This window comes from Enterobacter sp. Li2LvB3 (assembly GCF_056156645.1).
The window spans coordinates 103,715-123,889 of sequence record NZ_JBSICG010000016.1 but is presented as its reverse complement, the minus strand read 5'-3'; the positions used below and the strand labels follow the sequence as shown (position 1 = coordinate 123,889).

General features: G+C 50.9%; 17 protein-coding genes. 3 read left to right on the top strand and 14 right to left on the bottom strand.

The annotated features are described in order from the left end of the window. The 6 genes from ACS603_RS14795 to mpl form a co-directional block, all read right to left on the bottom strand. Positions 1–3,547 (bottom strand): Ig-like domain-containing protein (locus ACS603_RS14795; protein WP_474944497.1); only part of this gene is annotated, 3,547 nt, incomplete at its 3' end. A gap of 13 nt (positions 3,548–3,560) precedes the next feature. Beyond that, positions 3,561–4,829 (bottom strand): HlyD family type I secretion periplasmic adaptor subunit, encoded by a 1,269-nt coding sequence (locus ACS603_RS14790; protein ID WP_182059370.1) that lies wholly within the window; start codon positions 4,827–4,829, stop codon positions 3,561–3,563. Continuing rightward, positions 4,826–6,163 carry a TolC family protein gene (locus tag ACS603_RS14785; protein WP_474944496.1) on the bottom strand — a complete coding sequence of 446 codons (1,338 nt, stop codon included), beginning with the start codon at positions 6,161–6,163 and terminating at the stop codon, positions 4,826–4,828. Before ACS603_RS14785 ends, ACS603_RS14790 begins: the two co-directional genes overlap by 4 nt. Next, complete coding sequence (locus ACS603_RS14780; RefSeq protein WP_182059368.1) at positions 6,160–7,461, bottom strand: MotA/TolQ/ExbB proton channel family protein; 1,302 nt, start codon at positions 7,459–7,461, stop codon at positions 6,160–6,162. Before ACS603_RS14780 ends, ACS603_RS14785 begins: the two co-directional genes overlap by 4 nt. Before the next feature lie 150 nt (positions 7,462–7,611). Further along, positions 7,612–8,436 carry a hypothetical protein gene (locus tag ACS603_RS14775; protein WP_182063605.1) on the bottom strand — a complete coding sequence of 275 codons (825 nt, stop codon included), beginning with the start codon at positions 8,434–8,436 and terminating at the stop codon, positions 7,612–7,614. 274 nt (positions 8,437–8,710) lie between these two features. Continuing rightward, positions 8,711–10,078 (bottom strand): UDP-N-acetylmuramate:L-alanyl-gamma-D-glutamyl-meso-diaminopimelate ligase, encoded by a 1,368-nt coding sequence (gene mpl, locus ACS603_RS14770; RefSeq protein WP_315687688.1) that lies wholly within the window; start codon positions 10,076–10,078, stop codon positions 8,711–8,713. A gap of 198 nt (positions 10,079–10,276) precedes the next feature. Here mpl and fbp point away from each other — a divergent pair, with 198 nt between their 5' ends. After that, positions 10,277–11,275, top strand: coding sequence for a class 1 fructose-bisphosphatase (fbp, locus tag ACS603_RS14765; RefSeq protein WP_182063427.1), 999 nt, complete (start codon positions 10,277–10,279; stop codon positions 11,273–11,275). A 150-nt stretch (positions 11,276–11,425) separates the two neighbouring features. Then, the gene (locus tag ACS603_RS14760; protein ID WP_315687686.1) at positions 11,426–11,779 is read left to right on the top strand and encodes a helix-turn-helix domain-containing protein; all 354 of its coding nucleotides are present in this window, start codon (positions 11,426–11,428) and stop codon (positions 11,777–11,779) included. Here the strand turns inward: ACS603_RS14760 and ACS603_RS14755 are convergent. The 5 genes from ACS603_RS14755 to ytfQ all read right to left on the bottom strand — a co-directional run bounded on the left by ACS603_RS14755 (position 11,751) and on the right by ytfQ (position 18,126). Beyond that, complete coding sequence (locus tag ACS603_RS14755) at positions 11,751–13,322, bottom strand: methyl-accepting chemotaxis protein (RefSeq protein ID WP_182063425.1); 1,572 nt, start codon at positions 13,320–13,322, stop codon at positions 11,751–11,753. The genes ACS603_RS14760 and ACS603_RS14755 overlap by 29 nt on opposite strands. 221 nt (positions 13,323–13,543) lie before the next feature. Beyond that, a complete protein-coding gene (gene yjfF / locus ACS603_RS14750) occupies positions 13,544–14,542 on the bottom strand; it encodes a galactofuranose ABC transporter, permease protein YjfF (protein ID WP_474944495.1) in 999 nt (332 codons plus the stop codon). Next, positions 14,529–15,554 (bottom strand): galactofuranose ABC transporter, ATP-binding protein YtfT, encoded by a 1,026-nt coding sequence (ytfT, locus tag ACS603_RS14745; protein ID WP_182063423.1) that lies wholly within the window; start codon positions 15,552–15,554, stop codon positions 14,529–14,531. Before ytfT ends, yjfF begins: the two co-directional genes overlap by 14 nt. Before the next feature lie 10 nt (positions 15,555–15,564). Next, positions 15,565–17,067 carry a galactofuranose ABC transporter, ATP-binding protein YtfR gene (ytfR, locus tag ACS603_RS14740; protein ID WP_259834176.1) on the bottom strand — a complete coding sequence of 501 codons (1,503 nt, stop codon included), beginning with the start codon at positions 17,065–17,067 and terminating at the stop codon, positions 15,565–15,567. 102 nt (positions 17,068–17,169) lie between these two features. Then, on the bottom strand, positions 17,170–18,126 hold the full coding sequence (gene ytfQ / locus ACS603_RS14735; RefSeq protein ID WP_182063421.1) for a galactofuranose ABC transporter substrate-binding protein YtfQ: 957 nt from the start codon (positions 18,124–18,126) through the stop codon (positions 17,170–17,172). A gap of 309 nt (positions 18,127–18,435) precedes the next feature. Here ytfQ and ppa point away from each other — a divergent pair, with 309 nt between their 5' ends. Next, positions 18,436–18,966 carry an inorganic diphosphatase gene (ppa, locus tag ACS603_RS14730; RefSeq protein WP_010427397.1) on the top strand — a complete coding sequence of 177 codons (531 nt, stop codon included), beginning with the start codon at positions 18,436–18,438 and terminating at the stop codon, positions 18,964–18,966. A gap of 61 nt (positions 18,967–19,027) precedes the next feature. On the opposite strand, the gene ACS603_RS14725 is transcribed toward ppa, so the two are convergent. The 3 genes from ACS603_RS14725 to ACS603_RS14715 all read right to left on the bottom strand — a co-directional run bounded on the left by ACS603_RS14725 (position 19,028) and on the right by ACS603_RS14715 (position 20,175). Beyond that, on the bottom strand, positions 19,028–19,378 hold the full coding sequence (locus ACS603_RS14725) for a type II toxin-antitoxin system ChpB family toxin (protein ID WP_315687683.1): 351 nt from the start codon (positions 19,376–19,378) through the stop codon (positions 19,028–19,030). Beyond that, complete coding sequence (locus ACS603_RS14720; protein WP_182063419.1) at positions 19,372–19,623, bottom strand: AbrB/MazE/SpoVT family DNA-binding domain-containing protein; 252 nt, start codon at positions 19,621–19,623, stop codon at positions 19,372–19,374. The genes ACS603_RS14725 and ACS603_RS14720 overlap by 7 nt, the downstream gene beginning before the upstream one ends. Before the next feature lie 207 nt (positions 19,624–19,830). Next, on the bottom strand, positions 19,831–20,175 hold the full coding sequence (locus ACS603_RS14715) for a gamma-glutamylcyclotransferase family protein (protein ID WP_119935791.1): 345 nt from the start codon (positions 20,173–20,175) through the stop codon (positions 19,831–19,833).

The following is a 20,175-nucleotide window of genomic DNA, read 5'->3' as shown; positions in this document are numbered from 1 at the left end:
TCAGCGTGCCGCTGGTGATATGCCACTGTCCGTCCGCGTCTTTGGTTGCGGCCACCGCCGCCCCGCCGTCGATGCTGACCATCACGCTCACTGCATCGGTATCGGTGGTAATGGCAAAGCCCGGCGTGGTGTCGTTAGTCTGGTTGTCGCCCTGCACGCCGGTGTCGTCGGTAAGGGTAATCACTGGCGCGGCAGTCACCGTATCCACGGTAAAGGCCAGCGTTCCGGAAGACTCGCTATTTCCCGCTTTGTCCGTCACGGTAACGATAATAGTGTAGTTCCCATCGGCCAGGGTCGGCGCGGTAAACTGCCATATTCCCCCCACCTGTTTAGCATCATAGAGCGTACCGTTAATCGACACTTTCGCCTCAACAACATCCGCGTCGATATTGCCCAACGTGAAGGTCGGGGTGGTGTCATTGGTGACGTTATCGGTGACGCTGCTGCCGCTATCAGAAGCATCTGCCAGATCTACCGTAGGCACAGAGACCCAGGTATCGATCTGAACCTGGATTTTTTCTGAAGAGGCGGAGTTACCGGCCACATCCGTGGCGGTGACGTAAAATATGTAACTCCCATCTTCGAGCGATTGGGATGACGTATAGCTGTAGCTCCAGTGCCCACTCGCATCGGCAGTGGCTTTGCCAATCGCCTTACCATCCTGATAGACCACCACGCTGGAGTAAGCTTCAGCAGTACCGGAAAATACAGGGAAGGTATTATTTGTGATCAGATCCGAATTACTCGTGCCGCTATCGCTATCCAGGTGTATCGTTGGCGTCTCAATCACACTGTCGACGGTAATCGTCATTGGTGTTGAATTTGCACTGTTTCCTGCAATATCCGTCGATTTAACCATCACGGTATGATTGCCGTCAGTTAACGTCTGGTCGTCTGTCAGTCGGTAATTCCAGACGCCATTTTTGTCAGTAACCGCCTGGCCCGCCAGTTTTCCATCAATATAGATCTCGATGGTGGCATTCGCTTCTGCCGTGCCGGTCAGCAGCGGGTGGGTCTCTTTCGTGATGTTATCATTGTCGTCAGAACCGGTATCTGAAGCGGCATCCAGACGAACTGACGGGGTGATGGTCATTGTATCGATGACCAGTTCGTAGGTGCTGCTCGCCGTATTCCCTACCTCATCGCGCGCTTCAACAGAGATCGTAAAGTCACCGTCAGACAGGGCAGGATTTGGGTCGTATTCAAACTGCCAGTTCCCATTTTCATCGGCCTGGGTGGTACCAATGATTTTCCCATCCACTTTCAGCGTAATAGTGGCGTACTTTTCCGCGGTCCCGATCAAAGAAAGATTGTCGTTCTGACGAGTGATCCAGTCAGTCTGACTGCTACCCGTATCATCTTCTGCAAGCAACGCAGCGGTAGGAGCGAGGGTACCGGTGTCTACACTGAAGGTGTAGTCTGCGGAGGGAGGAGAGATGTTTCCAGCCAGATCCTCGGCATATGCCACCGCCGTATGGCTACCCTCAGCCAGATTCGCCGGGATGTTAAAGGACCAGTGACCCTCTCTGTCAGCGGTCGTCGTGCCATATTGTTTACCGTCGATATACAGGATAACGGTACTACCCGCCTCGGCCGTTCCGGTGAATAACGGTGTGGCATCGTTGGTCAGAACATCGCCGGAAAGAGAGATAACGTACTGATCCAGTGAAAGATCAGGCGCAACCGGCGCAACGGTATCGATGGTATATTCATAGCTAAAGGTCTGCTCGTTACCCGCATAATCTGTGACGGATATCGACAGTTCGTTAATCCCTTCAATGGAGGCCATAGCCAACGTAAAGCTGAAATATCCACTTTGTGAAGCATCAATTTCAACGACTTCCCCGGTCATCAGGTTAGTCACCACAATATGGCTTGAGGGATCCGTTTTCCCGCTAAATGACGGGGAGGTATTGTTGGTGTAATTATCCCCTGCGATACCGCTATCCGAGCTGCTGTTCATTGACATCGAAAAAGCATCGATATTTGTGTCAACGGTGATATCCATGCTGGCGGAGGAGGTATTACCTGCACGGTCGGACGCCACAACTTCGAAGGTATAAACACCATCAGACGTAATTTTATTGTCCGGAAGGGTATATTCCCAGTGACCAGCCGAATCAACCTGAATATCCGCGACTTTATACCCGTTCAGATAGAGCTCAAGCTTTGAATCAGGTTCAGCATTACCCTGTAATGAAGGTGTTTTATCATAGGTCAGGTGGTCATCCTGCGACATACCGGTATCGCTGGCTTCATCAAGAAGAATGACCGGCGTTTCCGGCGGGATGGTATCCAGCGTAATCATGCCGCTGGTCGTCGCGCTATTACCCGCTTTATCGGTTGCGACGATGTCAATGTTGTTGATACCTTCGCTGAGCTCTGAGCCGCTGAACTGATAAGACCATTGTCCCTTCGAATCTACCGTGACCGTAGCCAGTAAATGACCATTCGCGTAGATACTCACCTGCGAATCAGCTTCAGCTTCCCCGACGATTTTCGCATTATTAAATCGGGTTAGATTCTCGCCCTCAATCCTGTCCGCCTCAGGAATGGCATATTGATCGTCAAGCTCGAAGGTTGGAGCCTCAATAGTGGTATCAATGGTCACCAGAATTTTGGCGCTACCGGAGCCGCCTTTGCCATCGGAGACATCAACCTGAACAGAGTGTTCGCCATCCGGCAAAAATGAGGAGGTGAAAGAGAAATTCCCCATGGCATCGGCCACCGTAACGGCAACGACAATACCGTCAATACGCAAAGAGACCGTTAAACCCGGCTCAGTGGAGCCCACAAAGAGTGGAGTGGTGATATTCGTGATATTGTCATTTTTGGTGCCGGAGTCACTCGCCTCATCCAGTTTCAACGAAATATCGATGGGCTTTTGATCAACAGGCGTCGAATCGGAGGACTTCGAACTGGACGAACTCGATGAACTGGATGAATAATCTGAGAATTGTAAGCGGCTGGCTTCCGCTACGGACTCATCAACATATTTCTTTTTATAGAGATTTCCCCCTTCCTGCCCTTCAATGTCGGACTGAGGTGTAGCCCCGTTCTGCGTGTTATTTTGGGCTTTGTCATTGAGAAACTCTTCAAGCTGTCGCTCAACATCCTCTGATGCTTTTCGTGCTTCTTCCGCTTCCGCACGCATTTTCTCCGCTTCCTGCTTGAGCTCTGCGGCCTCTTTTTTCGCGTCTTCAAGGCTTTTGGCGTCAACATCACTCAGCTTACCAATATTATCTTTAAGGACATGTTCCTGACGCTGGTCAGACAATGCCGAGTCGAGTCTTTCCAGTTCGAGATTGCTCAGGTCAACCGATTTCAGCAGATCCTGGCCAGAAATGGTTTTCCCCTGAAACTTAAAGATTACACTATTTTTATCAAGGCTCGAAAAGAGTGCGCCGTTAACAACGTTAATTTCTTTATTGCCTGGGAAAATAAATTTAAAGTCGGTCCCGCTAATGACAACTTTGGCATTTTCCATTTTACCGTACTGTTGTAAATCAACAACAGAATCATTATTTACGAAGATAGTATTGCTCATATTATTACCCTGATTAATGAGTTACCTTTGTATCAGTAAGGACCGGCTCACTGAAAACTTGTTGCGCGCCACGCAGCAATGGCGAGGCGAGATATTTTAAGATACTATGGTTGCCAGTAATTACATAAGCGTCAACGGCCATGCCCGGCTTAATAGATTCACGGTCTTTATCAGCGATATCGAATACGACAATGGCTTTATAGTATCTAACGATATTCCCGTTTATTGATTCCTCATAAGAATCCGGACTAATTTGTTCAACCTCGCCTTTATAGGGCTTGGTACTGGAAAGGATAAAAGACAATATTTTCACATTCGCCTCACCGCCGACAAATATCTGGTCACGATCTTTTGGCTGAATTTTAACCTCAGCAATCATCCTGGTTGACATGGGCTTTATTTCAAAAAGCGCATCGGCGGCCTGAATAACCCCACCTTTAGTAAACGCATTTTTGTTAATTTTATAAATCACCCCATCAACCGGTGAGTGCACGCTGGAATCATTCATCTGCTTTGTCAGTACCGTCATAGCCGATTTATTCAGTGAGGCTTCGCGTTGCGCATCGACAAGGTTTTTCGATAATGTATTACGAATAGCATAATAACCATCATCCATTTCCCCACGGGTAACCTTAATCTCTTCTTTTTTGGCAATCATCTGACGCTCAAGCTCAATAATCTCACTCTTCAGACGGACGGCAGCCTGTTTCTTACCCAGAAACGTGGTGTAAGAACTGATCCCTTTTTTTACCAGCGGCGAAAGAAGATTGACCTCTTCCTGCACCAGAGAAAGTTCGCTGTTCTTACTGACCCGCGCCACGCCGAGCTGCTCAATATCAGAGTTTAAACTATTGACCTTGCTCTCTTTTGTCCGCTCCTGGCTATTCAGCAGCTGAATGTTGCCGATGAGATCCTGATTCGTCAGCACCGTCGTATCAAAGTCTCTAAAATCACCTTTCCGGGCTAATACGCTGTTAAGCTCTTTGATATAGATGGTCAGGTATTCGCTTTGCGCTTTCACATGCTCATATTCTTTCTGAATATCAAAGTTCGTTGTTTCGGCGAGAATTTGTCCCTTCGTCACAAAATCCCCTTCCGCAACATGAATAGCATCGATCGTTCCTCCCTTCGAAAGAGAAACAACCTGAGTATTATCCTTGGTGATGATCACACCGTTACCATGAACCACCGAGTTGATTTTGATAAAAGCAAAGAGTGTTAAAATCAACAACGTCATAACGATGATGACCATCATAAGATGGTCACTTTGTTTTCTGTTCATTGCATTAATGAGCCACTCCGGGGCTGTATTTCTCCAGGTGTCAGATAAAGTTCAGGTAGCAATTTTGCTAACTGTGTCATCTGATCCAGCTTCGCCTGATAGATTGCAAATTGTGATTCAATCATTGTCAGATGCGCCTGGTAGTGCTCATTTCTACTGGAGATAAAATCGAGTAATGATTTTTGCCCGAGCTTAAACTCCTCTTTATACAACTCTATCAATTTACCGGCGTTATCATACGAGCGCGTTGAGATCACTAATGAATCAGCACCCGTCTGGTATTTTGAAACAGAGGCATCAACGCTATTACGCGAACGAATTAAGAAATCATCCAGCCCCAGTTTTGCCTGCGTGTATTTGGCGCTAAACTTTGCCGCTTCAGATTGATTTTTAAAGCCGTTAAAAATATTGATCCCGACTTTAATTCCAACCTTAAATTCATCCTGGTAATCATCTTGCTGGGCATCTTTCGACGGCGAGTTATCGGTATAACCGGCGTTAAAATCAACGACAGGATAATTGGCGGATTTTGCAGCGGAGTAATCTGCAGATGCGGCAGACACGGCCTTGTTTAATGAAAGATAAGTAGGGTTATCTTTCATGATTTCCTTCATGATGTCGTCTTTGTGTACATTGAAAATGTACTTATTGAAAAACTCAGGCAGTTTCCCAAGATTATCTGCGGTGACGTAATCACCGGTCATGTTACGCAGCATCATGAGCTGCGTATCCAGCTGAGCACGGTAGTTCAGCTCCTGAGTGCTCAGTGAATCAATAGAGACCTGTACCTTGCGAATATCAGACTGCATCGCAGCGCCAGCGCTGATTAACTCTGAGAAATCACTGAGCATTTTTTTATAGAATAATTTCTCACCGTCGATGACGGTCAGAATCTGGCGGGTCTTTTCAACTGCCAGGTAGGCATCTGACGTTTTCTGTGCAACGCTCAACAACTCTTGTTGAAAATCGAACTGGCTGGCGGCTTCCTTGTGCTCTGCCTTCTCTATATTGCTACTTCTGACACCAAAATCGGCAACGCGATAGCTCAGGGCGAGCTTGTTCTCAATGTTCTGTTCATTGTCATGCTCGTCCGTCTTTTTACGCATCGCTTCAGAGGAAGCATCCAGCGTTGGATAGAGTGACGCCTTGCTCATGTTGGTTTCCTGGTGACGCATCTCTGTTTCCCAGGTTGCAATCGCTACGGAAGGCTGCGTATTCAACGCATGAATAATTAAAGTACGAAGCGGCAAGGTGCCTGTCGTGTCTGCCTTTACGCTCAGCGAAACAGGTAAAAGCCCTGCTGAAAACAGCAGTGCAATTAATCGCATATTCATTTATTTTCCTGCCCTTTAATGACATTGATTTCCTTTTGCAAACTTCTGTGCATCCCTGCAATTTGCCCAAGCAGTGGTTCAAATGTCTGAGATTGGCTTTCAAGCGTGGCCAGCGTTTCAACATGACGATGCGCGTTGGCCTGTTCCATCCCCTTAACGGTGTCACTCATATCCTGCATCTGCACTGACTGAGCGGTAAAATGGCGATCGGCCACGGCGGACATCTCTCCGACTGTCGCCTCAACATGGCTGATGCTTTCACTGGCGCTGTGTACGGCTTCCTGCAACGTTTCCTGCTGGCTAATCACCGTACTAACGGCTTCTGTCTGTTCCGCCAGTTGACTCTGAAGCTGTTGCTGACCTGAATAAATCGCATTTTGATTCAGGCCGATCGCTTCCAGTTGTTCATGCTGACCTTTGAGGAACTGAGTACTCTCCTGAATACCCTGCTCAATAGAGCCCAGCGTGGCATAACTAAGCGAAATACCACGATCAATTTTTTCCATGCTCTCAGTCTGTTCCTGAACGGCATTCACAATACGTTCATAAAACATCCCGTTGTTACGTGACGCTTCAGTACTGGTATCGAGCAGCGACTTCAGACTGCGATTACTTTCGCTAAAGGCACCAGACAAACGTTCCTGCCACGCAAACATGCCCTCTTTGAATTCCTTAATGACATCATCAAGATCGGTGATGATCCGCAGCGTTTTTGTCTTTTCAACCACAGGCTTTTTACGCCCGCGGCACTCACGCACAAAGTCCAGGCGAGCATTACGGAGATCGATCGATAAACGGACGAATTCACCGCGCAAGAATGAACACACAACGTTAAGCAGAATGGCGCTAACCACCCCGTAAATAGAGGAGACAAACGCGGTGTTCATCCCTTTCAGCGGTTCAGAAAGCGAGGAAACCACGTTGACGATAATGCTCAGCATATCCGCCTCGTTACCGCCGGTTATTTGAGATTTCTCAAGCAGCGTGATAACCGAAGCGATTGTCATCGACAGTCCAGCAAACGTTCCCAGCAGACCAATCATGGTTGACAGGTTTGCACAGGTCATCACCCCCGCCAGGCTTTGGTTCTGCTTGCGGTTAACGCTGTTATCCATGCTCTCGTAAAGCGAGGCAATGGTGTCGTCATCCAGACCATGGGCAGGAGAGAAAACGATCTTATTCGCGTCGCCAAGCAGATAAGAGTGCTTTTCGGCATTTTTCTTTCGCAGGACGCTGACACATTTCGCAATTTCAATGAACGAGAAAATAACAGTTCCGCAACCTGTTAAATAGAGCACTATAATAATTGAGCTGTAAAAGGCAGCAACGTGCCATGTATCAATCACATAGTCGTAAATTGCAGGTATGCATAATATTGCGGCAGGTAAAAACATAAAAACCAGCGCCAGAATAAATGCATGGTATCTTTTAAAAAAATTCATAAAAAATTATTCACTCCGGGTTATAACAGCGCTGTTACTTAACATTGTTGATTCATTTACAACTGAAATAGATATTTCATCATGTGGGTATTTGCCTTTGAGGATTTTCAAAAGAATAACCCCACGCTCATACGCCAAACGCATAGCATCTGATACAGCAATCGATTCTGTTGGATGCGCATAAACAGTAATAACCAAAGGTTTATTTACCCCCAACCACTTATTCACTTCTTCAATAGCTTCAGCCGGATATCCCTGTTCCAGACCTTTAAAGTGAATAACAAACTGGTTACCTTTGATCCCCCAGACCGGGGGGGTGTCCTGCGAATCAAACCGCCCACTGTTCTGACCTTTGATCGATGCGGCAGTCTGGTTATCAGCCAGTCTGATCACCTCACCCTTTTTGTTCTCATCGGCGTTGGCCTGCATCGTCTTTTCACCATCCGATGCACTGCCCTCCACGTTTGCCTGGCTGGCTTCAGCGGATGAGGCAGAGGCCATCATTTCAGATTCAGAGAGCAATGCTGCCGGTTGTTGTTGGGCCTGAGCGGACTCAGACTGACTGTTGCTGGCGGTTGCAGGGCTTGGCGCTGCGTCACTCGTATCCTTAAGATTTTGCTGGTCAGGTGTCGCACCGCCACTCTTCGCAACGGTAGAAGATGATGATTTAGCAATTTGCTCAATCAGCGCAGGAGCTTCATAGCTTTTTTTCGAGCTTTCATACATAATCAACATACTATTAAGCACGAAGACCAGCATCAGAAATATAAAGATACACAATACCGTAGAGAAGGCATCAACAAACGTTGGCCACGGGTTGCTTTCTTCCATAAAAACTAACCTCTGAGAAAAATATTAATGGATGAGAGGCTATTATCCATAAACCATGTGTATACTCTCAAGGCGAATTGAGTGTGAAATTACTCTTTTCAGAATAAAACAATATTATTTATTGATTTTTGATCATCATTGATTGGAGAAATGAATAGCAATACCTCCCGGGGAATTTCTCCCCCAGGAAATATCGCAATTAAGATGATTTAACTTAATCTAAACTTCCACGAAAAATATATTCAAGTGTCGCTAATAATACAAGCGATAAACGTTACGCGAACGTTTTACTTGCCAGGCGATCCAGTAACTTCTGATGGATCCCACCAAAACCGCCGTTACTCATCACCAGGATATGATCACCGGGCTGGGCCACTTTCACTACCATCTCTGCCAGAGTATCCACATCGGCATGCCAGTGGGCTGGCTGAATGCAGGCATCCGCAACTTCCGCCACCTGCCATGGAATATGCTGAGGTTGCAGCAGGAACACTTCATCCGCACGTCCTAAAGACGGCGCCAGATCGTCTTTACAGACGCCCATCTTCATGGTGTTTGAACGGGGTTCCAGCACAGCCAGGATACGTGCCGTTCCGCCGACTTTACCGCGCAGGGCAGCAAGCGTCGCCAGAATGGCGGTTGGGTGGTGTGCGAAGTCGTCATATACCGTGACGCCGTGGGCTTCACCGCGCAGCTCCAGGCGACGACGGGCATTCACGAATGAACCCAGCGCATTGGCCGCGTCCACAGGCAGAACGCCCACATGACGTGCCGCAGCAATCGCCATCAGACCGTTGTGCATGTTGTGCTCGCCCACCAGGCCCCACTTCACCTCACCCACTTTTTCGCCATCGAGCAACACTTCCCACTCAGAGGCATCGGCATTGAGTTTTTTCGCCTGCCAGTGGCCTTGCTCGCCCACCAGCTCTTGCTCGCTCCAGCAGCCCATTGCCATCGTCTGTTTCAGGTTGACGTCGTTTTCCGGCAGGATGATACGACCCTGGCCCGGGACGATACGCACCAGATGGTGGAACTGTTTCTGGATAGCTTTCAGATCGTCAAAGATGTCCGCGTGATCGAACTCAAGGTTATTGAGGATCAGCGTGCGCGGGCAGTAGTGTACGAACTTGGAACGTTTATCGAAGAACGCACAGTCGTACTCATCGGCCTCAATCACAAAGAACGGGCTTTCACCCAGACGCGCAGAGACGTCGAAGTTGCCCGGCACGCCGCCGATCACAAAACCTGGCTTGTAACCACAGGCTTCGAGGATCCAGGTCGCCATCCCGGCAGTCGTGGTTTTACCGTGCGTACCGGCAACGGCCACAACCCAGCGATCGCGCAGAACGAAATCGTGCAGCCACTGCGGGCCAGACATGTATGGAATATTGCGTTCCAGCACCGCTTCAACACACGGATTGCCACGGGTCATGGCATTGCCAATGATGACCAGATCCGGCTGCGGGTCTAGCTGGCTGGCATCGTAACCCTGAATGAGGTCGATGCCCTGATTCTCCAGAAGCGTGCTCATCGGCGGATACACATTGGCGTCCGAACCTGTTACTTCATGGCCCAGCGAGCGCGCCAGCATTGCCAGCCCGCCCATGAAAGTGCCACAAATCCCCAATATATGAATGCGCATACGTCACTATCCTTCTTCAATGTGGAGCACATTTTACTCACATGTCAGCGGCTGTGAAATGCATTTCAGGAAAATCCGTATCCTGCTGGCGCGATTCACCTCTGCGCTAATATTTGAATGTTTGTTAAGATTGTTGGGCTTTAGTCGTTTTAGTGAACATACAATCGCTCTACTCACATAAGATGCAGGGAAAGTGTTATGAAAACGTTAGGTGAATTTATTGTCGAAAAGCAGCACGAGTTTTCTCATGCTACGGGTGAACTCACTGCTTTGCTGTCGGCGATAAAGCTTGGCGCTAAGATCATCCACCGTGATATCAACAAGGCCGGTCTGGTCGATATCCTGGGTGCCAGCGGTGCCGAAAACGTGCAGGGCGAGGTTCAGCAGAAACTCGACCTGTTCGCGAATGAAAAACTGAAAGCTGCACTGCGCGCGCGCGACATCGTTGCGGGTATCGCCTCTGAAGAAGAAGATGAAATTGTCGTTTTTGAAGGGTGCGAGCACGCAAAATACGTTGTACTGATGGATCCGCTGGACGGCTCATCCAACATCGACGTTAACGTTTCTGTCGGCACTATTTTCTCCATTTATCGCCGCGTCACGCCTGTTGGCACGCCGGTGACTGAAGAAGACTTCCTGCAACCGGGCAGCAACCAGGTTGCGGCGGGGTACGTTGTCTACGGTTCATCCACCATGCTGGTGTACACCACCGGCTGCGGTGTTCACGCCTTCACCTACGATCCGTCGCTGGGGGTGTTCTGCCTGAGCCAGGAGCGTATGCGCTTCCCGGAGAAAGGCAACACCTACTCCATTAACGAAGGCAACTACATCCGATTCCCGACTGGCGTGAAGAAGTACATCAAATTCTGCCAGGAAGAGGATCAGAACACCCAGCGCCCATATACCTCTCGTTATATCGGCTCACTGGTGGCGGACTTCCACCGCAACCTGCTGAAAGGCGGCATTTATCTTTACCCAAGCACCGCCAGCCACCCGGACGGGAAACTGCGTCTGCTGTACGAATGCAACCCAATGGCGTTCCTGGCCGAACAGGCCGGCGGCAAAGCGAGCGATGGTAAAGAGCGTATTCTGGATATCGTGCCAGAAAGCCTGCACCAGCGCCGTTCGTTCTTCGTCGGCAACAACCACATGGTGGAAGACGTAGAACGCTTCATCCGCGAATTCCCGGACGCGTAACACCTCTCTCCAGGGGAGCCAGTCAGGCTCCCCTCCTCATTTATATATTTTACCGTATAAATGAATATAAAAATGACGCTTTAATATTCAGCGCTGCTCCTGCATTATTTCCATAACAGTTTGACAAATATTCCCTGGAGCATAATTAAGATGAAAAACTTTTCTCGTGCCAATACCGGCATTGATTTAAATCTTATTCCTGTTTTTATTGAAATTGTTCGTTGTGGCAGCATGGCGAAAGCATCCATACGCCTTGATATGTCTCGCCCGGCGGTGAGCCTGGCATTGAAGCGTTTTAATCAACTGTTTAATGAGCCATTATTTTTCCGTAAAGGTTTATATCTGGAACCCACCGAAAAAGCATTAGCCTTAACCAGCTCACTGGAAATATTAATGGGTGATATTCACGATAATATTGCCGCGATAAATGTATCAAATAAAACCCTGGCACAGAATGCACCAGGGCAGGATATTATTATGCCGCAGGCTGAGTCGTCAGTTTGAATGATGACATCGCTTCCATCAGTTCGCGCGACTGCTCTTCCAGCGAGCGTGTCGCCGCGGATGATTGCTGTACCAGCGCCGCATTTTGCTGCGCGGTTTCGTCCATCTGATTCACCGCGATATTAACCTGCTCAATGCCATGGCTCTGCTCCAGGGAGGCATTGGCAATCTCGCGCATCAGTTTGGTCATGCGCAGCACTTCTGTTGCGATCTCATCCATGGTTTCGCCTGCCTGCTGCGCCAGTTCGCTTCCCTCGTGCACATGCGTCTGCGAATCGCTGATAAGCGTGCGGATCTCTTTCGCTGCGTCGGCGCTGCGGCTGGCGAGGTTGCGTACTTCACCAGCCACTACCGCAAAGCCACGTCCCTGTTCGCCAGCGCGTGCCGCTTCAACGGAAGCGTTCAGCGCCAGGATATTGGTCTGGAACGCAATGCCATCGATCACACTCAGAATATCCGCAATTCGGGCTGAACTGCCTGAGATATCGCGCATTTTCTCAATCACATAGCAAACCATTTCGCTGCCATGATCGGCGGTATCAGACACCGACTTCGCCATCTGATGCGCCTGTTCGGCGTTATCGGCGTTTTGTTTCACCGTGGCGGTGATCTCTTCCATACTGGCGGCCGTCTGCTCAAGCGACGTTGCAGTAGATTCGGTGCGCTGGGCAAGGTTCATGTTCCCCGCCGTTAACTCGCGGCTGCCGGTGTCAATTTGCGAGCTGGCGTCACGCACGCGCAGAACCGAGCCCATCAGCGACTGGCGCATCTCTTCAATGGCGGCGTTCAGGCGGTTAAACTCCTGGCTCGCGGATGTATTCAGGTTGTGCGTTAAATCGCCCGATGCCACGTTTTCAAGCTGGGCAATAGAGGCTGAGAGCGGCTTGAGCAACATATGGCGCAGCGCCAGCCACGCCAGCACAATAATGCCCGCCGTCAGCAGCGCCGCGACGATAATCAGGACCAGCACCCGGTTTTTGCTCGACTGCACAGTGCCGACTTCCGCCCTGCCGCGCGATTCGCTCCATACCTGGAACGCCTGCATGTCGTTATCAAACTGCTTCGCCACCGGGATGAGCTTGTTCTCCAGCAAATCATAATAGCTGTCGGCGCTTTGTTCGTTCAGGGCTTTCAGCATCGGGGTGATCCCCTGCTGGTTATAGGCGTCAAGGCTGGCTGCGACCTTATCCAGAAGCTGCTGCCCCTGTTTATCCGCCACGCCACCGTCAATCACGCCTTTCAGCGTTTTTTGCGCCTGGGCGACTTCCTGGTTAATGGTTTTCACCGATTTCGCCGCATCGTCCAGCATCCCGATCTCCATCATGCGGACGGCCTGACCGGCTTCGTTGCGCGCACGTAAAATCAGCGTATAGCCAGAATTAAGCTGCACCATCTGCTCACCCTGAAGGTGGTTGATGCGCTGGAGAGATGTCGAACTCTGTGTGAGGGCATAAATGCCAATACCGCTGACAATCAGCAGCAGAAGGGTCATAACGGCCAGTAACGAAAGCAAGCCGGTACGAATCGATAGCGTTTTAAGCATGATGTTATTTCCGGTAGCGAGATATTTCTGGGCATAAAAGAAGAGTATCGGCCTCTACCGGAAAATGTTTATACACATCATCCTTCAAGTTGTCTCTGCGTTGGCTGCGTCTGCTCACCCCAGTCACTTACTTGAGTAAGCTCCTGGGGATTCTCAGGCTTGCCACCTTGATGCAACGTGAATAATTTTGTGTATAGACTTTAAGCAAATTCAGTGTGTTATCACTTTGTTGCTGATGGACTCACTCGGGTAACAGGCGAGCTCTGGCGGTTTTCCCACAGCACCGTCAGACCGCGCTGGAGCGCAATAAAGATGAACAACAGAATACCGATGGCGATTTTCGTCCACCAGGAGCTGAGTGTGCCGTCGAAGTTAATATACGTCTGAATGAGCCCCTGAATGGCCACACCAAACAGCGTGCCGAGCACCGTTCCGACGCCCCCGCTAAGCAGTGTGCCGCCAATCACCACCGACGCGATCGCATCCAGTTCCACCCCGACACCCGCCAGCGCGTAGCCCGCCTGGGTATAAATCGAGAACACAATGCCCGCAAGTGTGGCAAGCCCGGTAGAGAGCATATAAATGCGAACTGTGGTGCTGCGGGTCGAGATCCCCATCAGGTTTGCCGAGGTCGCGCTGCCGCCAATAGCGTACACCTGATTCCCAAACCGGGTACGGTGGGCCAGGAAGATACCTATCACCACCACGCCGAGCATCAGCAAGCCCATCGCGCTCAGACGCCCCCCGCCGGGGATTTTCCACGCCAGGCTTGAGAGCGTGTCATACACCGGGTGGTGAATCGGAATTGACTCTTCCGAAACCAGATAACTCACGCCGCGCAGGAAAAACATCCCCGCGAGGGTAATGATAAACGCCGGGATTTTCAGCGCGTCGATAAGCAGCCCCATAAAGGCGCCAAACGCACAACCCATCACCAGCACCAGCGGGAAGGCCAGCAGCGGTGAAATGCCCCAGAAGCCGATTGCTTTCGCCAGGAAGACCCCGGTAAAGGCGATCACTGAGCCCACAGAGAGGTCGATCCCGCCGGAAAGGATCACAAAGGTCATCCCCACGGCGATAATGCCTAAAAAGGCGTTATCCGTCAGAATGTTGCAAATCACGCGCGTAGAGGCGAAGCCAGGGAACTGCGTCAGGCAGTAGAGGTAGCCCAGCACGAATACCCCTAGCGTGATCATTAATGGCAAATTACGTTTTATCATGACCGCGGATCCCCTTAATGAGACTGATAAAGCGCGGTGACTGAACGACGAGCACACAGAGCACCACCACCGCTTTAACCACCTGATTCAGCTCCGGCTGGAAGCCCGACAGCAAAATGCCGGTATTCATCCCCTGAATAATAAGCGCACCAATCACCGACAGCAGCAGGTTAAAGCGCCCGCCCATCAGCGAGCCGCCGCCAATCACCACGGCCAGAATGGCATCCAGCTCCAGCCACAGTCCGGCGTTGTTGGCATCTGCTCCACGGATATCCGCTGTGACAATCACCCCCGCAATGGCGGCACACACGCCGCTCAGCACATAGGTCAGCATCACCATCAGCCGGGTGTTCACCCCGGCATTTCTCGCCGCGCGAATGTTAATCCCCACTGCTTCAATAAACATACCGAGCGCTGTTTTACGGGTGAAAAGCCAGAACACGATTAATGTCACCAGCGCAATGATGACCGGCGTCGGGAAGAACAGCAGCTTGCCGCTGCCGATCCACGCCAGGCTCGGCGAATCGAAGGTCACTATCTGCCCGGAGGTGATAAGCTGCGCCACGCCACGCCCGGCGACCATTAAAATCAGGGTGGCAACAAATGGCTGGATTTTGAGTATCGCCACCAGAATGCCGTTCCACAGCCCGGCGAGGACGCCTGTGCCTAAGGCGGCAAGCAGCACCACGGGCAGGCTGTGCCCGGCGACAGTCATGGAGGCGGCCGTGGCACCGGCAATCGCCATCACCGCGCCGACGGAAAGATCTATCCCACCCGTGGCAATGACCAGCGTCATACCAATCGCCAGCAGCGCCACCGGTGCGGCGCGGTTCAAAATATCAATCGGGCTGCCAAACAGGCGGCCATCCTGAACGATAATCTGGAAGAAGTGCGGAGCGACCAGGCTATCAACCACCAGCACCAGCAACAACGCGATGATTTGCGGCGTGCCAGTTGGCCAGTTGAAGCGGCGCTTCGACTCCCCGGTTTGCGAAAGAGAACGAGGCATCACGGTTAACTCCTTATGCCGCAATGGCATTCATGATCGCCGGAACAGACAGTTTATCCAGCGGGATTTCTGCCACCTGCTTGCGATCGCGCATGATGATGACGCGATCGGCATACCCCACCAGTTCCTCCAGTTCAGATGAAATAACCAACAGCGCTAGTCCGTCTGCACAGAGGGTTTCGATAAGCCGGATAATTTCGGCGTGCGCCCCCACGTCAATACCGCGTGTCGGCTCATCGAGGATCAGGAACTGGGGTTTGGTCAGTAGCCAGCGCGAAAGCAGCACCTTCTGCTGGTTCCCCCCGGAAAGAAATTCAATGGGCTGTTCCGCGCTCGGGGTACGGATACCCAACTGGCGGATAAAACGTTCGGCAATGGCATTCTGTTCCTTACGCGGGATCGGGCGTAACCACCCACGCTGCGCCTGCAACGCCAGAATGATGTTTTCCCGCACCGATGCCGCGGCAATAATTCCGTCCGTTTTCCGGTCTTCCGGGCAGAACCCCACGCCCAGGCAGGATGCCTGATGCGGCGATCGCAACGTCTGTGGTTTACCTTTGATAAGCGCAGTACCGCTGTCGGCCGGTTTGATCCCGAAGATCACTTCGGCGGTTTCTGTACGCCCGGATCCTAACAACCCCGCCAGCCCGACAATTTCACCGGGGCGAACCTCAAGATTGAAAGGCGAAATCGTGCCTTTTTTGCCGAAATCACTGAAAGCGGCGACCGGCTTATCACTCAGCAACGTGCGCCCGGCACGCTGTAGCGCGTGCGTGTCCAGCTCGCGCCCGAGCATCATTTTGACCAGCTCAATCTGCGGGAGCTCGCGGGTTTCGCGGCAGCCAACAAAACTGCCGTTGCGCAGCACCGTAATGCGATCGCTCACCTCATACACCTGATCGAGGAAGTGGGTCACGAAGATAAGGCTCACCCCCTGATCGCGCAACTGGCGCATCAGAGTAAAGAGCATTTCAACTTCCTGGGTGTCGAGACTGGCGGTGGGCTCATCGAGGATCAACACTTTCGCCGAGAGATCGATTGCCCGACAGATAGCCACAATTTGCTGCATCGCCACGGAAAAGCGGTTCAGCGGTTCACGCACATCGAGGGAGAAGCCGTAAGACTCCATCAGCTTTGTCGCCCGCGCTTCCATCTCCTTGCGGCGCAACAGACCAAAGCGTTTTGGCTCACGACCAATAAACAGGTTGTCGGCCACCGACATATTCGGCAGCAGGTTCACTTCCTGATAGACCGTCCCGATCCCCAGTTGTTGGGCATGGGCGGTGTTTTTTGGCGAAATGGCATTGCCTTCCAGCCAGATGGTGCCGCGATCGGCATGATATACACCGGTCAGGGCTTTGATCAGCGTCGATTTTCCTGCGCCGTTTTCCCCCAGTAACGCCATTATCTCGCCGCGACGCAGGCTGAAGTCGACGTTATCCAGCGCTTTTACGCCAGGGAAGAATTTGCTTAATCCTTCTGTGCGGAGGATTTCCTGGTGTTGTTCAGTGGTCATGATTCCCCCTGCATCAAGCCGGATGACGCTACGCTTACCCGGCCTACAAAAGAGCGTATCGTAGGCCGGGCAAGCGCAGCGCCACCCGGCAATTTCACTGGATCAGTAGCCCATATTTTTCTTCTTCTCTAACTCTTCCTTCGCGGTGTCAGGCAGGTAGAGAGTGGATTTGGTGATGGTCAGCTTCTCAGGCATGGTGCCGTCTTTCTTGAATTTCTCCAGCGCGTCAAACGCCGGGCCAGCCATGTTTGGCGTCAGCTCAACACTGGCGTTGGCCTCGCCGTCCATCATCGCTTTGTAGATATCAGGTACGCCGTCGATAGAGCCGGTGAGGATATCTTTGCCCGGTTTCAGGCCCGCTTCTTTAATGGCCTGGATGGCACCGATCACCATGTCATCGTTATGGGCGTAAACCATGCAGATGTTCTTGCCGTTGTTTTCAGCCTTGATAAAGCTTTCCATAACTTCTTTCCCCTTGCTGCGGGTAAAGTCGCCGGACTGAGAACGGATAATCTTGATGTTTGGCGCTTTGGCAATGGCTTCAGCAAAACCTTTCTTACGGTCGATTGCCACGCTCGCACCCACTGTGCCCTGCAGTTCAACCACGTTACACGGCTTGCCATCTACCTGTTTAACCAGCCAGTCACCGATCAGCTGACCTTCAAGAATGTTGTTGGCGGTAACGGTAGTCATATAGAGAGATTTGTCTTTTACATCAATGGAACGGTCGAGCAGGAAGACCGGAATATTCGCGTCTTTCGCTTCTTTCAGAACCGGCTCCCAACCCGTTGCAACCACAGGGGCAATGAAGATGGCGTCAACGCCCTGCGCAATAAAAGAACGAACGGCTTTGATCTGGTTCTCTTGCTTTTGCTGACCATCGGCGATTTTCAACGTGATACCGCGTTTTTGGGCTTCGCTTTTCGCAACGTTGGTTTCTGCCGCACGCCAGCCAGATTCAGAGCCGACTTGCGAAAATCCTACGGTTAAGGGTGCAGCCATCGCCATAGACGACATGGCTGCCGAAACTGCTGTGACCAGGAGTAAGCGCTTCCACATATGAACGTCCTCGTAGGGTGAGTTATTGTTGGTTAAAAGATGTTCTGCGGAATGACTATAGCCCATGAAATATGTAACGAATTGCGTTACATCACACTTCAGAAAAGTGAATAAAACGTTAATCACAAGTTTGTAATCGCTTTCATTTCGTCATGAAAAATGCGGCTGAGTTTATGGATTTTTCTGTCATGGAAGAGGTCTGAAAATGGCAAACAACAGCGGGAGATGGCGAAAACAAGCGAAGACATTCAGCGCCAGTTGGCTATAATACTCGCCACTTGTTTACCATACATTTTAAAGGATACAGACATGAGCTTACTCAACGTCCCTGCGGGTAAAGAACTGCCAGAAGACATCTACGTTGTTATCGAAATCCCGGCTAACGCAGATCCTATCAAATACGAAGTGGACAAAGAGAGCGGCGCACTGTTCGTTGACCGTTTCATGTCTACCGCAATGTTCTACCCATGCAACTACGGTTACATCAACCACACCCTGTCTCTGGACGGTGACCCGGTTGACGTGCTGGTCCCAACGCCATACCCACTGGAGCCAGGCTCAGTCATCCGCTGCCGTCCAGTTGGCGTGCTGAAAATGACCGACGAATCTGGTGAAGATGCGAAACTGGTTGCAGTACCGCACACCAAACTGAGCAAAGAGTACGATCACATTAAAGATGTGAACGACCTGCCAGAACTGCTGAAAGCGCAGATCACTCACTTCTTCGAGCACTACAAAGACCTCGAAAAAGGCAAGTGGGTTAAAGTTGACGGCTGGGACAACGCAGAAGCGGCAAAAGCTGAAATCATCGCGTCCTTCGAGCGTGCAGCTAAGAAGTAATTCTTATCGCTGATGCTAAGCCCCGCAATGTCGGGGCTTTTTTGTGCCTGTCTCTCGGAGGTTAACTCACGACCGCCTGTAGCCGGAGCAGCGCATCCTCAACGGTTTCATCCGACGCCACGCCAATTCGCGTTGCCTGGCGTGCGCCTAAATCCATCATACGGACCTGGTTCACCAGAATAACACCCTGAATATCCCCTTCTTCGCACAACAGTGGCACGCTAAAACCGGCGTAACGGGCAAAATTCCCACCCTGTGTCACAGGTGCAACAAGCGTCATTCCCAGTTGGTTAAAGACGCTAACGGAAAGCACCAGGGCTGGTCTGCCAGCGCCCTTTTGTTCATGCCCGCTGGCAGGATCGAAACCAACCAGAACAATGTCGCCTCGTTCAAAACAAGGCCGCTTTACCATACTTCATCGCCCGCCGGTTTAGATGAACCCCAGACCTCCTGCTCGCTGATTTCAGGTGCAGACATATCGCACTGAGCCAGCAACGCTTCAAGAGAATACTGTTTACTCACAGGTGTGAGCACTAACTGATTATTCGTCACATGAGCCTCCATACTCTGACCCGGTTTCAGGCCGAGCTCTTTCATTACCACACCAGGAATGACCATACCGGCACTGTTTCCCCATTTCTTAATGGTTATACGCATCGACACCTCCAGAGTTATACATAGTATAACTCATGCAGTGTGATGTTGTTGTACACCTCGACACATGCAAATGCGAGCGGGATATGGGCACGATGAACAAATCAGGAAAAAGGCTCGAAGGAAAAAGTCATGAAGGGAGAAATTGCATACCAGACTGCGAGCAACCGCACAAAAAACAACGCCACCTTACGGTGGCGTTGTTGTTTATCAGTACTGGTCTCTGTCTAACCAGTTACCGCTTTCAATCCGCGTTAACCCTTCGACCGAACGCTGGTACACATACATCCATGCACTCCCGTATGGCGTCTGGATCAACTGGCGAGCGTACTCACCGCCCCTGGTGCGCAAGGCATCCAGTTCGGCAAGCGTGGCATTATCAATACGATAAACCTCACCCTGTACCGTTCCTTCACCAGGAACCGCGCCTGGATAGTGGCCCAGGCTGTACAGCTGGTAGTTCTCAATATTGTAATTACCCATCAACTGGGCGTTCGTCATCCAGTGACTGTTGCCCTGCTTAGTTCGTAAACTACCGTAGACAAATATTCGCAT

Coding starts and splice junctions, on each gene's coding strand:
- ACS603_RS14725 (WP_315687683.1), bottom strand. CDS start 19,378: ATGGTAAAGCGGCCTTGTTTTGAACGAGGCGACATTGTTCTGGTTGGT.
- ACS603_RS14790 (WP_182059370.1), bottom strand. CDS start 4,829: ATGAACAGAAAACAAAGTGACCATCTTATGATGGTCATCATCGTTATG.
- yjfF (WP_474944495.1), bottom strand. CDS start 14,542: ATGATAAAACGTAATTTGCCATTAATGATCACGCTAGGGGTATTCGTG.
- ACS603_RS14715 (WP_119935791.1), bottom strand. CDS start 20,175: ATGCGAATATTTGTCTACGGTAGTTTACGAACTAAGCAGGGCAACAGT.
- ACS603_RS14755 (WP_182063425.1), bottom strand. CDS start 13,322: ATGCTTAAAACGCTATCGATTCGTACCGGCTTGCTTTCGTTACTGGCC.
- ppa (WP_010427397.1), top strand. CDS start 18,436: ATGAGCTTACTCAACGTCCCTGCGGGTAAAGAACTGCCAGAAGACATC.
- ACS603_RS14775 (WP_182063605.1), bottom strand. CDS start 8,436: ATGGAAGAAAGCAACCCGTGGCCAACGTTTGTTGATGCCTTCTCTACG.
- ACS603_RS14785 (WP_474944496.1), bottom strand. CDS start 6,163: ATGAATATGCGATTAATTGCACTGCTGTTTTCAGCAGGGCTTTTACCT.
- fbp (WP_182063427.1), top strand. CDS start 10,277: ATGAAAACGTTAGGTGAATTTATTGTCGAAAAGCAGCACGAGTTTTCT.
- mpl (WP_315687688.1), bottom strand. CDS start 10,078: ATGCGCATTCATATATTGGGGATTTGTGGCACTTTCATGGGCGGGCTG.
- ACS603_RS14760 (WP_315687686.1), top strand. CDS start 11,426: ATGAAAAACTTTTCTCGTGCCAATACCGGCATTGATTTAAATCTTATT.
- ACS603_RS14720 (WP_182063419.1), bottom strand. CDS start 19,623: ATGCGTATAACCATTAAGAAATGGGGAAACAGTGCCGGTATGGTCATT.
- ytfR (WP_259834176.1), bottom strand. CDS start 17,067: ATGACCACTGAACAACACCAGGAAATCCTCCGCACAGAAGGATTAAGC.
- ytfQ (WP_182063421.1), bottom strand. CDS start 18,126: ATGTGGAAGCGCTTACTCCTGGTCACAGCAGTTTCGGCAGCCATGTCG.